Source organism: Dyadobacter sp. CY261 (assembly GCF_021440085.1).
Classification (GTDB): domain Bacteria; phylum Bacteroidota; class Bacteroidia; order Cytophagales; family Spirosomataceae; genus Dyadobacter.
In genome coordinates this window covers 16,843-31,073 of sequence record NZ_JAKCPW010000030.1, presented here as the reverse complement: position 1 = coordinate 31,073, position 14,231 = coordinate 16,843, and the positions used below count along the sequence as shown (strand labels likewise).

Below are 14,231 nucleotides of genomic sequence, written 5' to 3'. Positions count from 1 at the left end.
TTAGGACAAGTGTAGGGATCTGTCTCCTTATTGTAATCAAAGCCGTCCACCTTCGGTCTGAACTTTCCGAAGACTGGGATCCATCCGGTGATTTTCCGTTTTTCCAGGAATTGATAATTGTATCCGTTAGAATAGCCAGCATCAGCCATCAGATCAGTTAGTCTAAGATGATTTCTCCTGAGTCTATCCTGCAAAACACTAACGATTCTAGGTAAATATTGGCTGTCCCGACCGTCAGCAAAGTCGGCCTGAATATGACTTATCACCCCCTGGGCAGCGTCAACAGACATTGAACAGTGATAATTAAGTTTTCTGGCTTTGCCCGGTTTAATTGAAATTCTGGCATCTGGATCGCGCGGGTTGTAATGCGTTTTATTGCTTAACAGCTGCGCTTTCTCATTCTTGGCTCCCGGTCGATTTGCCCTGGTAGCATTTAAGTTGTCTTGATATTTTGCCAGGCGTTTAAGTTGACTTGGACTGGCAGTCATTGCTGTCTTGTCACCTTGGTCACCTTCTTTTTCACCCGGATTGTCGGAGTCAACTGCTGTAAGATGCGCTTTAATTGCCTGTGCCGGAACTCTTAATTCCAGGTTTTCTATTGAAGCGTTTGCTTTTATAGGAGCGGAATCAACCGCATGAGTGTGACCCGCCACCATTCCTTTTTCAATACACATGACAAATATCTTCTCAAACAACGACTCGAAGAGCGTAGCGGGATATAGTTGCCTAGTTCTGCTAACAGTCGAGTGCCACGGCAGCGGTTCGTCAATATCATAGCCGATAAAGTACAAAATATCCATCCGCATGGAGCAGTTCTCTATTAGACGGCGGTCAGATGTAATGTTTTCCAGATATCCAGCCAGCATTAATTTGAAGAATACAACCGGATCGATCGACGGGTTGCCAGTGGTACCGTATAGGTCGAGAGTATCCTTGTGCAGGAACTGTAAGTCGATAGCTTCCCTGAGTCGTCGGTAAAAATTTTTCTTAGGAACGCGATCTGAAAGTTGGAAGCTGATGAACAACTTTTCCGAGTAATTTTTCCTTCCTTGCATTCCTGAAGTTACAAAACTTAGTGAGCTTTTGAAACTTTTCAAAGAAGAAAATGTGGTGCCAAGTCACTGTATTTATAGCCAAAAAACGTCGGTTTATTTGTGAAATACATTATTTAGAAATGAAGAAATCTAGCCAAAAATTATCTGCTGATGTGATCAAATCGATAGATCAAGGTGATGTCGATACTGCTAAGAAATACTTAAACTTCGTGGACAGAGATGGCAGGTCGCTAGTCTTCCATAGCATAGTGGCAAATAATATCGAGATGCTGAGAAGTTTACTCTCCTTTGGTGCAGACGGTAGCCTACAAGATAAAAATGGATGGACACCCTTACATCACGCAGTTCAGGCTCATAATCTAGAAGCGATTTGTATTCTGCTACAAAGTGGCGCGAACCCAGAAATTTGCGATAACTACGGTAACACTCCATTGTGGCGTGCCGTATTCGCCTCAGAAGGGAAAGGTGGGACAATTTCCTTATTGCTTAACTCGGGTGCAAATGCGAACGCAAAAAACCACTCCGGGATATCCCCTCGTGATCTCGCCGAATAAATTTCTAACTATGACATAATTCAATTCTTTTAAGCTTTCAGCGAAGAATGTACCTTGCTAATTTTCTTAGAGTTGTGCAACAACCACCCTCATTTTTTGAGACGGAGGGCGCTGCATCCTTCTATTTGGCTACATGAACAGCCACTTGCATGTGTGTAGCCATATTTCCTGGCGCTCAGAGGAGACGGCATGAAGATGCCCATCTATATTTTGAAAAGTCACATCCTAATAACCTCGGGCAGCTGTTACACCGTCTGTGTCACGCCCTCACATACGAGGATTTTTAGCAGCCGTCAGGACACGTCAATAAAATTACAAAACAAATAATAATCTCATTTTTAGATACTTATATTTGACAACTTTTGTAAATCAACCAGCAATTGGTTCGACATTTGTTCGGCTCCGGGTACGGAAGCCTCTCAACTTTCGTTGAAGGGCTTTTTTGCTTCTACACATTATTAGCCTTAACGATAATGGTGTACTGTACTCGAATATGCTTTAATTGAAGGAACGCCTGAAATCCAAAGGCGACACACTGGTTTTGAGCTTGAAAAGTTTACTAAACGACTGGGGATGTTCGAACCCTAATTCATACGCTATTTCGCTTATCGAAGCATCGCTCGTCGATAACTGTTCCTTTGCCTTTTCAATCAGGTGGTTATGAATGTGTTGTTGTGTATTTTGCCCAGTAAGTGATCGCAGCATATCACTTAAATAACTCGCACTGACATTCAACTGCTCAGACAGAAATTGGACAGTTGGAAGTCCCTGCTTTTTGGTGGGTGATGATTGAAAGTAAGCGTGCAAAATGTCTTCTACCTTTTGAAGGAGATCACTGCTTACCGCCTTACGGGTAATGAATTGCCGGCTGTGGAACCGGTTGGCATAATTCAGCAGCAATTCGATCTGAGAAATAACAACGTCCTGGCTGAAATTATCAATTCTGCCAGTTAATTCTTCTCCAATACTTTCAAAAACAGAAATGATCGTGGTTTTTTCTTTTTCCGATAAGTGCAGCGCTTCATGGACGGAATAGGAAAAAAATCCGTACTCTTTGATCTTCTTGGCGAGTTCATAACCAAGTAAAAAATCCGGGTGGAAAAGTAAAGTATAACCGGATTGATCACTGAGTGGTGCGTGGCCTCCTGTGATCTGATTAGGTGACACAAAAAACATTCCTCCCTCGTCGAAATCGTAGTAATGCTGCCCATATTTGAACTTTCCCTGGAAGTTCATCTTATAGGAGATCTTGTAAAAATTTAGAATGTGGGGACTGGGAAGTTTTTCCAGTGGAATGTTCCCTGCAGCATTATTGATTAGACTTACCAATGGGTGCATAGGTGCCGGTATGCCCAGCGCCTTATGCAGCCTTGATAAGGAATGGAATCTACGGTTAGACATCTCATCCTTCATAATGTCTCTTTTATAATTTACTTTCAATGCTGCCTAATGCACCTGGTACGCCGTTAAGGGCTTTCTTGGCGTCTGCCCAACTTGTATCGTTCGGATCGAATGTACTCCGAACATACGCAAGAATGCTTTCGCATACAAAGGCAACACGCTCCGGATTTTCATCACTTGTCTCGCGGGCATCATAACCTGATATGCCACCAAAGATGTGTTCGGCGCCAAACACGGTCAGCAGGTCCTTCGGGCCGGGACTTTGATAATAAGCGTCCGCACGCCAATTGTCCACATCAGAAAACATGAGGTTTTTGCCTTTATCCCCATTCACAATGAGGGCTGGCAAAGTCATGGTGCTGAAATTGCCGGCCGCCAACACAGGATAGTGCTGTCTGTTTACTCCGTTAAATCCTTCGGGTCCACCGCTCGCGCCGATCAGTACATGGGCCTTTAATCTTGGTTCTGCGGAATTCACTATCTCACCTGTTGCAGGGTCGGTCACTTCCATGCCGGCTAACATAGCAACGGTATGGCCGCCCATGGAATGGCCGATGGCAGCAACTTTTGCTTTATCGACTCTTCCCGTTAACCCAGGTACTGTTGAAATAATTTCGGATAAATGATCAAGGATAAATTTCATGTCCATTGCCCGTGAACTCCAAAACAAAGGCGCTTCGGGAAGGGATGACGGAAGCGCAAGTGCTCTGGAATTTTGATGGGTGGGTTGAATGACAACAAACCCTTCTGCCGCAAAAAAATCTACAATGGGGCCATATCCTCTGTACGAAGAGAGAAAGTTAGAGGGGCCATGCCCATGTGAAAGAAGAATAACCGGCAGGTTGTTTCCGCTAGCAGGAGCAGAAACTTTCATTTCAAGGTCTACGTGACGGCCGGGCACCGATATTACAACCGGACTAAAGGTCATGATGGGTGTTTGTGACTGTTTCATTTTAATATTGATTTTGAATTTTGATATAGGCAAAGGTCATCAGCTTTCAGCTCCCCGGCGTAGTGAAATCGGGGCATTGCGTAGCCAGACTCCGGAAAAGGGGTCCATCACCTGATGAAGGATGTCAGGGGGAAGTAAAGAGCATGACAAGCATTCACGTCTAAACGCGACTTGCCGTAATTCGATTGGTTACCTTTTGTATACGGTCAGCAGCCCGGCTGATATACCTATTGTATACCTAAAAAAAATTGCTGTTGGCTTTGATCAGCCCTACGTTTGCATTGCCTTCACAGAAAAGGATTTCCCCGGTTCTGAGGCAGTTTTAATCAATCATTACTTTATCCGTTTAATAGTCAATGCCATGAAAAATCTAATGTTAACTCAAATTTCCAAATCATTATTCATCATTTCCCGGGCAATGCTGCTCTTCGCTTTGCTTATATTCTTTCAAAGCTGTAAAGACCCGGACATCACCTCGGACACATCCATTTCCCAACAGACCGGCAATGATCCGCAGCTGCAAGCGCTCAGCAGTTTTTTGGCCGGCCTTACCGGCGCACCTGTTAATAAAGTTGTTTACGATCTGAATGAAAAGACATTCATCATCGACGGTGACATTAAAGTGACAAGAAGCAGTGCCGAAGGTTATCTCAATGCCGATAAGGCATCAAGGGTAAACCAGCGGCAACTCCTGTGGTTGCTTAAAGACGAAGTTGTGAAAGACATCAAGGTTCACGTTGCTTCGAGCATTTACACGCCCTGGTATGAAGCCGTCGTCCTTGCAATGAAAGATTGGAATGCGATACCTGACACAAAGGTGCATTTTCAGCAAACAACTAAGCTTGATGAGGCTGACATCCGGATAACTGCCCAGTATGGTTTCCCCAATCCCGATGGATCGCCAAACTGGGTAGCACGTCAATGTCTACCAAACTCGGACGGAACAATAGGTGGCGGCATGGAAGTCAATATTTATTACAATGCCGAGAGCATAATGCCCTTATCTAAAAAGCGGCTGGCCATTGCCCACGAGCTGGGTCATTCAATCGGCCTCACCCACACAGACAAACTCTCAGGTCTCCTTGAGGTTCAGGTTTGCGACACACCCATTATGGATAAATATTCGGTGATGAACTCGTCGGTAAGCAATTGGAAAGGGTTCAGTAAATACGACATGAAAGCAGTGGCAACCATGTATCCGCAACATACCTGGAAATATTATCCTACTCAGGCCACAGATATCGCAGCATCGTCGGGCAAGACTCAATGGCTGTGGACGATCAGTAAGACACCAGCCAGCGGAGGATATGCAATCAACAGGTATAACTATGTGACACATCAATTCCTGCCGGTTCCGGGAGGAGCTCTCCGGATAGCCGTAGGCCCAGACGGCCTGCCATGGATTGTAAATAATAAAGGGGAAATTTATAAAATGAGCATTGATTCCAAGTGGCAAAAGCTGACAGGCAGCGCACTCGATATTGCCGTTGGGACTACCGGCGGGGTACATATTATCAGCACAGTACCCGCCCCTGGCGGTTTTGCGATCAAATACTGGAAAAACAACCAGTGGAACCAAATGCCCGGGAAGGGCGCGGTACGCATCGCGGTGTCTTCAACCGGTGTTGCCTGGGCCATTGACAATGCCAATAAAATCCTGAAATCGAACGGAACATCTATGGACGATACCGGCGCATTTGGCAGGGACATAGCAGCCGGAGGTAATGGCTCGGTATATGCAATTGGTCAAACGGCGGTTCTTGGAGGCTACTCGGTCAAAAAAAATGAAAATGGCTGCTGGGTGCAATTAGATGGAGGCGGCGTAGCCATTACAGCCCACGGCAACGGCATGGGACCTGCGGTCATTAATAATCTTGGAATGGTCATGGAATATTAAATAGCTAACCCCTCCGGCTTTAAATAAAATGATCAGGAAACTGACTTCATGGATTAACAACTTCTTTAAATCTGAAAAGCCGGCTGCATTCCCTTCCAAAATGGAAGGGGATGTTCGCATGGAAGGGGACAAGGTGATTTACTCGGCTAGATACCGCAGAAATAGCATTAGTCCATATTGTGGTAGCGTATCACAAAACTCTTGAACGTTATACTGTAACCTTTCTGCATTTCGAAAGTTTCCACAATAACAACGTGAAGCCTTGCCCTAAATAGGACAGTGGACGTTTAGACTTTATCCATTTCTAGTTTCTTGGCAAACGTTGCCGGTGCTAAGCCAGCCAATGCTTGATGCGGATGAAATCGATTGTAATCTTCCATCCATTCGTCAGACAAAATGCGAACCTGTTCAAGTGATTCAAATAAATAGGCATCTAAGACATCCTCGCGATAGGTGCGGTTCAATCTTTCCACATACCCATTTTGCATCGGTTTTCCCGGCTGAATATAGTGGATCGCGATGCCTTTATCTTCACACCAGCGCCTGAATTTATCTGCTAGGAACTCAGGGCCATTGTCAACCCGAATTTGTTCAGGGTATGGCCTGACTAATGCTATCAGTTCCAAAATATCGATTACTTTCTGAGCAGGAAGTGAAAAATCTGCATGTACTGCGAGTACTTCTCGGCTACAATCATCTAGAATTGCGGCCGCCGCTGCGGTCAGCACTCGGATCTTACGTTTATTCACCAGCGCATCAGAGACAAAATCCATGCCGCTGCGGCGGGACGCTCCAACTCTTATTTGGCTCACTGGGTGCTTGTAAGGGCTGTTTGATTCGAGCTGGTAAACGGCGTTTGTGACGACGGCAATGCTTCAAATTTAGCAGTCGGTGAACCCTTAGAACCCTTTTGCGGTTCCATACTAAGCCCTCATTGCGAAGTTTCCCATAGTAGTCGTCAAAGCCTCTTGTCGGGTAGACTTCCGCATATGCTCGTAATTTTTCAATCACTGGCTGATCATCTTTTCTGCTACGGTAGTACCACTTAGATCGATGTAACCCAATTACCCGGCAAGCCCTGCCAACGGAAACTTTTTCTTCAACAGCCCACTCCACCGCCGGGCGGCCCCGAAGTTCCTTTTGCCGACAAGGCTCTACAGCTTTTTTTCGTTGATGTCCTTCGCTAGTTTGTAATCCAGGCTCAGTTCAGCATACATCTGCTTTAATCGTCGATTCTCATCCTGTAAAGCCTTCAGTTCTTTCAACTGCGCAGCCTCCATACCACTGTACTTTTTCCGCCAATTGAACAGAGTCGCTTTCGATATGCCGTATTCGCGGCAAACATCCATAGCTTCTCGGCCACCCTCATACTGTTTGAGGATCGCCACGATCTGGGTCTCTGAGTAGTTTTTCTTTTTCATGTGACAGTTAAAATTAGCTCTTTTCGAGTCTAATCCTACACTGCCCTAATTTCGGGTAAGCTTACAAATGCGGGGAAGCTTACATTTTAGGTAAGGCTACCCCTCGTCGGTACCCAAGTGAAAACCTATTGTTTCTAACACTAGCTCCTCCAGCGCTGGCGAAGGGAAAATCACTTTGCCCACCGTAGGAATATACCCCTGTGGGAAGTGGTTTAGCACCCTCAGCACTGCAATCGGTTCGAATGATGCCCCAAATTCGAGACATATAGTGACTTCTACGAGATACTCATTAAAGACAGACGGCAAACCTGTCAATTGAAGAATCTATCATTATCTTGGTGTTTTTCACACGTTTATAACTAAGCTTACCGTTTCGGTATTCTCTCCAAGACCGATCCAACTTAAATTTTATATCAAAAAAATTAATTACATTTTTTGTTTAATTTATTTCATTACTTTTGAAACAACAAAGGCACCCAATCTCTACGAGTACTGCACCCACAAATATTCACCTAGATTCAGAAATGTTTCTATTCTATACAGCTCCAAATGAATCTTCATTTGCGCGTGGAATAATTGTATCTAAAATTCACCGTACTATATTTTGCGTGTTCTGTGCAAGCTTAGAAACCTATTGTGGTTTACTAAGCACGCTGAATATAATGCAAATAAAAGTCAACCCACGGATTGTAATTTAACAACTAGACTAATTTTACTACTCATCGTCTCTTATTTTTCCAAATGTTTAAAAAGCTATTAATTTCTGCGTTTATTCTCTCCACCTTCGTTTACCACAGCGCCTTCTCACAAGACGAGAGTTCAAAAGAAGTATCTATCAAATCATGGGAAATTGGCGTTGATTTACTCCCTCTTATTGACAAGGAGAAAAACAATTTTAATGTAATATTGCGAAAAAATTACGGCAATAAATCAGTCAGACTTCGACCAATATTTAATTCACAGTTTTCTCCAAGTCCCATCGGCAACTCAAACTTCGAAAACAAGCGAGTCGAATTTGGCTTTTTTATTGGCAACGAATGGAGAAAAAAAGTTTCTTCCCGCATGCTTTTATTCTATGGTGCAGAGATAGGGTACTCGAAAGCTAGAAGGAGGGATGCCGTTCTAGCAGACACCGCTGGATCATCCCAATATGAACGACTTGACAGCAAGCAACTTAATATTTTGGGAAACATTTTTATTGGTCCGAAGTTTTTTATAACAAAGGATATTTCTTTCTCGATTGAAACAAATATTGGAACTAAATGGAGAAAGGGAAAAATCGATTCAGATCGATATCGAAACAACCCGAATGGTGGCAGTGACATCTTAGTTGAAACCATTCGAACAGAAAACTCCAAATGGTATAAGGACTATAAATTAATTCCTCTGTATTCAATAAACTTAAATTATCAATTCTAACGCTTAACGATTATTTTATGAAAAACTGCATTCATTTGTCTGTGCAATCATTGCATTTTCACTCATCTCCCAGAGGGCAAATGCTCAAATCACTCTCTCAGGCATATTTAGTTGGGTCGATCCTGGAGAAACATATCAATATACAGTGGGTGGCGCCTCGGCATGTCCAAACGATTACCTCGTAAGTACCGATCATGGAACCAATACTGCTAACGGAAGCGGTGTCGGCGTTGGTACTGGGCCATTCACGTATAGATTGAACAATCAGTCGGGGGGGATTTCACACTTCGAGCTAGCAACAGCGGAACAAACTGCTCTTCAATTCTTCCGAAGGTTCAAAATGGTATTGTGTTATTCCCTGTTTGGTTCTGCAACGGTTCCTGCCACATCTTCGATAGGAACATTTGGGTCATTTCTATGCTGATAAAACAAGTCGATATAATCAGTTTTTAATCTTTTTAAAGATGCCTCAGCTACGGATCTTATCCTTTTGGGGCTACTGTCAAAGCCAACAGTATAGTCTCCCTCTGTAAAGCCAAATTTTGTGGCGATAACCACGTCTTGACGGTAAGGCTTCAACGCCTCTCCAACAATTTCTTCATTGGTAAACGGCCCATAAGCCTCTGCTGTATCGAAAAAGGTATCACCTTTTTCGACCGCATTGCCGAGTAGCGTCGTTGTCTGTTAAGGCCTTTTCCATAGGCGAAATTTAAGCCCATACAGCCAAAACCAAGTGCTGATACTTCAAGTCCTGATTTTCCTAATACTCTCTTTTCCATTTGCTACAATTAAAAAATAAAAGAAATAGAACTACAAACCCATTCATTTTCGCACATAAATCACCGTTGCCGGGCTTGTAATTGTTTATACAAAGCTAGTGCTACCAATCCTGAGATCGTTGCCTAGAACTACGAAATCCATGCCTATTCCTCCACAACCGGTTAAATCGGGAAGCAAATTATAGTTACCGGCTCATCCAACGCACAGTATTATACCCGTTGTGCGGTTAAGAAAGGAGTGTATGTTTAATTCGTCCGAGCGGTCTGTTCGCCAGTGAATTGATCGCTTTCAGGATTGAACGGAATCTATCTAGGCTAAAGTTCGGGCAAATAGGCCTTCCAAAGTCTTGGCGTAATTTCGTTTGAGCAATTGTTGATCGCCGAGTTGTGAGAAAAGAGTTTCGATTATTTGCGGGTTTTCCGACGCTGACCTTACGGACCAGGCATCACTTATCGGTGCGAAGGCGTAATCAATAACGGTGCGATCGATGCATTCAAGGTTAACTTGCCGGACAAAACAACAGCCACTGGCGAGGCGGCAAGAAGGATGTGCCCAACGGAAGCGCCTCCGAAGGTTTTTTGAAACCATACACGGACTCGATCAAAAACCTGGCGATCATGGACGTACCACTTGAAACCCCCATTCCTACAATGTGGTGGCGTTCGGTTTATGCTTCAACCAACGGTTTTGCATACGAAAGCCTTCTGGACGAGCTGGCTGTGGAGGCTGGTAAGGGTCTTCTCGCATTCCGAAGGGAGTATCTCAAAGACGAACGCCTGCATAAGTTGATTGATAAAATGGAGGAAGTGTCAGGGTGGAAAAACAGGAAAAAAGGTGAAGGCTGCGGCGTCGCGATCACAGAATGTTTCGCCAGCACCGTTGGGCAGGTTGTGAAAATCTACAAAGCAACTGGCGGCGGTGTAAAGATTGATCAGGTATGGGCTGTAATGGATTGCGGCTGTTATGTGAATCCGGACACTGTGCGTGCCCAGGTCGAAGGATCCGACAGACTCGTCTATTGGGTGTTTTCGCAATGGGTGTCGAGCGGAACGCTCACAGCCGTTGCAAAAGGCAGGTCATCCCGTGATGAGGCAAGAATGGAAAGTCCCACTGTCATATATCAAGCAACTCCGGCATTCAATAGTAGTGCGCATTACGGAGGCCGGATTCTCTTTGACCAGACTGGCCACTTGCTAGTCAGCACCGGTGAAAGATCCTCGACTGTTACCAGGCCTCAGGCCCAATCAATGAGTTCGGGGCTGGGTAAGATTGTGAGAGTCAATACAAACGGTGCGCCAGCCACTGATAATCCATTTGCAATGCAATCCAGCGCAAGGCCTGAAATCTTTTCGCTCGGCCATCGCAATCCCCAGGGCTTAGCTCTTCACCCGGTAACTGGCGACCTCTGGCAGAGCGAGCATGGACCACACGGCGGCGGCGAGATCAACCGCGTACAGGCTGGCCGAAACTACGGCTGGCCCGATACGGCGGAAGTGTACGGCCCATACACCAATGAAGAAATTGTGGGCGAGGCATTCGCACCAATTCGTGAGCAGGTAGTGATAGCGACAAAATTCGGTTTCAATATTCAGGATGAAACAAAAGCACCAAAGCAGACTCGGAGACGATCTGTAAATCATTACATGGAAACTGGCGTGCAGAGCATCTCTTCCTGTTGAAACAGTCCTACACCATGTACAAATTTATCCAGGATCAAATTGCTCTTTGCGACAATGAAATTGAAGGCGTCCTTCAGATCATGATGGCGCAGAAACAGCAGGGCATTATCGAAAAGATTCCTGATCCCAGCCACGCGACGACGGCCGAGTCGCGGAAAAACAAAAATCAACCCGCCTTCAATGTTCGCGAATATCTAAAGGAATTCTCGGCACCGATGTATAGCGATTTATGGGATAAGTTCAACGGTTGCCCTGGAGGTATTAGGTGAAACCGGGACAGATTTGAGCAAGTGGGCAGGTGAGGACAAATTTGTGAATTGGCTGAATCTCTGCCTCAATCGAAAAGTGTCTGGCCGTAAACTAATTGGTAGCAGTTGCTGTACAAGAAAGCCAACCTCGTCTTACCACATAAAATGATCAACTTTATATAATTCTAACCCATTTCTTACTTCAACATTTACAAATTAAAACGTGCCCTACGAGTGAGAAAGGGTAATTTTTAGTTCAAGCCCGCTGATAGCTAGAGTGGAACAAAAGTTATTTAGTTTTGACTATTTTAATTTGGTTCATTAGCTCCTTTTTACTTGAAGTAGGTAGGGAAACGGACAATTTGCCTCCTGTAAGAAAAATAAGGTTTTGTTCCAACCTTTCAATATGATTAAGATTAATCAGTAGTGAACGGGAAACCCGATAAAAATTAGGGAATGAAAAGTATTGGGCCGCGTGGGCAAGATTTGCACTTAGGTGAAACGGATGCTCCTTTCCTAATAAGTATATTTTCACGTAAGAGCCGTCTGCTTTCAAATAAAGAACTTCATCGAAAATAACTTTTTCATATCCTTTGTCGACAGGCAAGTATAAATATGGAGGTTCTTTTGCGCCGGAGTAGACGCTAGATCTAGAGTGAAAATTATGAATAGCCATTTCAATCTGAAAAATCAGTTCATCCTCCCTGAATGGTTTTAATAAATATGCCGCTGGAAAAGTAGATTTTGCCGCTTCAAATGTCCCGATCTCAGAATTGCCAGTGAGGAAAATGATAGGAATGTTATAACTTTTAACTAATTCTCTGGCCGTAGAGATACCTTCATTGCGGAAATTTTTAAGATGAATGTCAAGCAGTGCCAGGTCTGGCGGATTACGTGCCGCAGAATTTACCGCAGCCGCCTGGCTACTGGCCAGATCGGTGACGATATAGCCCGCGGCTTCCAATGTTTCTTTCAGGTCCATGGCAATAATAGCTTCATCTTCCACGATCAGAATTTTCAAATGAGTGTTCATTGCAAATCTTGTTATTAACGTGAGTATTTTTATCAGGCCTTGAATTCGATCACAAAAGTAAGACCCGGCTGGGCTCCACTGCGGGCAGGCGATAGGTGCGATGTCCCATCCAGCTGAATTACCTGAGATCGGATGAGGGCCATTCCAAAAGATGACTTCTTCTTTTCCTGGAACCGAGTGTCGTCCGCCTGCCCGGCACCGCTTATTCCTGGACCATTGTCACTGACTGTCAATCGAATATTATTTTTTACGTTGTGACAGGTCACAATCAGCTCAGGAGTTGCTGTAAATACAAAAGCATACTTACATGCATTTGTGGACAACTCGTTTACTATCAGCCCTATCGGAACTGCTTTGTCTGCTGGCAGAAAGATATCTTCTATTTGAAAAATGGGTTGAATGTGGCCATAGCCGAACGACTTCAAAACCCCCTGTATGACTTCGCGTAAAAAATCGTCTAAATTGACCTTGGCAAAACGCGACCCATCATACAGTCGGCGGTGCAATGTTGCCATAGATTCAATTCGTAATCGAGCCTCCAGCATTGCTTTTCTTGCCTCCGTGTCTAGAAGCCTTTTGGACTGCATGTTCAGCAAGCTTGAAACGATCTGGAGATTATTTTTTACCCTGTGGTTTTGCTCTCTGAGCAGATCCTCGTTGTACAAGCTGATACGCTGGTTTTTTCGGTAGAGGCTAAAAAAAATGATCGATGCAATTGCGGCTACAACAAATAGGGAAGTCATTGCCAAAGTGAAACGCTCCTGGTTTCGAAGGTTTTCTTCCCTCAATGCAATTTCGTGGTTCTGGGCTTTCATAATGGCCTCTTTTTTTTCTATTTCATATTCGATCCTGAGACGCGAGATAGCACCCTCCCGGTCAGCGATAGACCGTTTCATTTCTAACGCAACCAGATTTTTGTAGTGTGCCAGTTCCAAATCGACCTGTTTGGTTTTTTCATAATATTTAACGAACCGGCTTTCAATCATGGCAATCATTCCGTGTTCATTGAGTTTTCTGTCTTTGTAAAGTTTCTCCGCTTGTTTGAGTTTTGCCCAAGAGAGCTTCATCCTATTGAGCATCTGGTAAACGCTGGATAGATGTGTCAAAACCCTGACCTGCCACTCATAATCGTGTTTGATCGTAAACAGAAGGAGTGATTCTTCGAGATAGGGTAAGGCCTTCATCGGACTATTTCGGAGATATAAGGCGCCCAGGAATGCATTTGCTTCTGCCGTTTTCAACGTGTCGCCTATTTGTCGGCTCAATTTCTCGGACTGGCTGTAGCAGAATAGCACACTGTCATAATCGGGGCCATAGCCCTTGCCATCCCAAATAAATTCCCGCACGTGCCCCAGCATTCTGTAAGCGATGGCAAGGCCCTCTGGCGAATTGAGCTGATGGGCGACCCGGCGCGCAGCCAGTGCATAAGCCAAGGATTCTTCCATATGGTTTTGTCGCTGCTCCGTTTCGCTCAGGAATACGAAATTCTTTACCAGATCATAAGAAGGGGGTCTTTTTTCCAGAACTTCCAAGGCTTTCAAAAAGTGACTTTGGGCACGCCCAAAGTCTCCGATATCTTCATATTCCTTGCCTAGCAGGCACCAACTTTTTGCCAGAAGAAGCGAATCCTTCTTAAACATGGCTTCTTTTTCCATTTGATGGGCATACCGCAACTTTTCTGGATCAGCAGCGATCTCCGTACGGTCTTGTGCCAAGATACGAACACAAAAAGCCAATAAAAAGGAAAGCGTTAAGAAGAAACGAAGCATAATTATACGGGTCCTTTTTCGAA

12 protein-coding genes and 1 pseudogene are annotated in these 14,231 nt (G+C 44.5%); 5 read left to right on the top strand and 8 right to left on the bottom strand.

Annotated elements, in window-relative coordinates; genetic code table 11:
• On the bottom strand, positions 1-1,097 hold a 1,097-nt coding region (locus LZD49_RS34290), incomplete at its 3' end, for a transposase (protein ID WP_234673003.1).
• Between the two features lie 8 nt (positions 1,098-1,105).
• Here LZD49_RS34290 and LZD49_RS34285 point away from each other — a divergent pair.
• A complete protein-coding gene (locus tag LZD49_RS34285; protein ID WP_234673002.1) occupies positions 1,106-1,609 on the top strand; it encodes an ankyrin repeat domain-containing protein in 504 nt (167 codons plus the stop codon).
• 498 nt (positions 1,610-2,107) lie between these two features.
• On the opposite strand, the gene LZD49_RS34280 is transcribed toward LZD49_RS34285, so the two are convergent.
• Together LZD49_RS34280 and LZD49_RS34275 are read right to left on the bottom strand one after the other, a co-directional pair.
• A complete protein-coding gene (locus LZD49_RS34280) occupies positions 2,108-3,010 on the bottom strand; it encodes an AraC family transcriptional regulator (protein ID WP_234673000.1) in 903 nt (300 codons plus the stop codon).
• 22 nt (positions 3,011-3,032) lie between these two features.
• Positions 3,033-3,962: an alpha/beta fold hydrolase gene (locus LZD49_RS34275; RefSeq protein ID WP_234672999.1), complete on the bottom strand. Its 930-nt coding sequence runs from the start codon at positions 3,960-3,962 to the stop codon at positions 3,033-3,035.
• Between the two features lie 361 nt (positions 3,963-4,323).
• On the opposite strand from LZD49_RS34275, the gene LZD49_RS34270 reads away from it, so the two are divergent.
• Positions 4,324-5,859: a M57 family metalloprotease gene (locus tag LZD49_RS34270; protein ID WP_234672998.1), complete on the top strand. Its 1,536-nt coding sequence runs from the start codon at positions 4,324-4,326 to the stop codon at positions 5,857-5,859.
• 287 nt (positions 5,860-6,146) lie between these two features.
• On the opposite strand, the gene LZD49_RS34265 is transcribed toward LZD49_RS34270, so the two are convergent.
• Together LZD49_RS34265 and LZD49_RS34260 are read right to left on the bottom strand one after the other, a co-directional pair.
• A complete protein-coding gene (locus tag LZD49_RS34265; protein WP_234672997.1) occupies positions 6,147-6,671 on the bottom strand; it encodes an integrase core domain-containing protein in 525 nt (174 codons plus the stop codon).
• 342 nt (positions 6,672-7,013) lie between these two features.
• Entirely contained in the window at positions 7,014-7,280 is a 267-nt protein-coding gene (locus LZD49_RS34260) for a transposase (RefSeq protein ID WP_234672996.1), read from the bottom strand.
• Positions 7,281-8,021: 741 nt separating this feature from the next.
• Between LZD49_RS34260 and LZD49_RS34255 the strand changes: the two genes are divergently transcribed.
• Entirely contained in the window at positions 8,022-8,699 is a 678-nt protein-coding gene (locus tag LZD49_RS34255) for a hypothetical protein (RefSeq protein ID WP_234672995.1), read from the top strand.
• 366 nt (positions 8,700-9,065) lie between these two features.
• Here the strand turns inward: LZD49_RS34255 and LZD49_RS36255 are convergent.
• Positions 9,066-9,478, bottom strand: a pseudogene (locus tag LZD49_RS36255) (aldo/keto reductase); the annotation flags it as partial.
• 618 nt (positions 9,479-10,096) lie between these two features.
• Between LZD49_RS36255 and LZD49_RS34245 the strand changes: the two are divergent.
• Positions 10,097-11,158 carry an aldo/keto reductase gene (locus tag LZD49_RS34245; protein WP_234672994.1) on the top strand — a complete coding sequence of 354 codons (1,062 nt, stop codon included), beginning with the start codon at positions 10,097-10,099 and terminating at the stop codon, positions 11,156-11,158.
• 14 nt (positions 11,159-11,172) lie between these two features.
• Positions 11,173-11,427, top strand: coding sequence for a hypothetical protein (locus LZD49_RS34240; RefSeq protein ID WP_234672993.1), 255 nt, complete (start codon positions 11,173-11,175; stop codon positions 11,425-11,427).
• Between the two features lie 268 nt (positions 11,428-11,695).
• On the opposite strand, the gene LZD49_RS34235 is transcribed toward LZD49_RS34240, so the two are convergent.
• Positions 11,696-12,439 carry a response regulator gene (locus LZD49_RS34235; RefSeq protein WP_234672992.1) on the bottom strand — a complete coding sequence of 248 codons (744 nt, stop codon included), beginning with the start codon at positions 12,437-12,439 and terminating at the stop codon, positions 11,696-11,698.
• A 32-nt stretch (positions 12,440-12,471) separates the two neighbouring features.
• Positions 12,472-14,208: a sensor histidine kinase gene (locus tag LZD49_RS34230; RefSeq protein WP_234672990.1), complete on the bottom strand. Its 1,737-nt coding sequence runs from the start codon at positions 14,206-14,208 to the stop codon at positions 12,472-12,474.
• Positions 14,209-14,231: the final 23 nt, after the last annotated feature.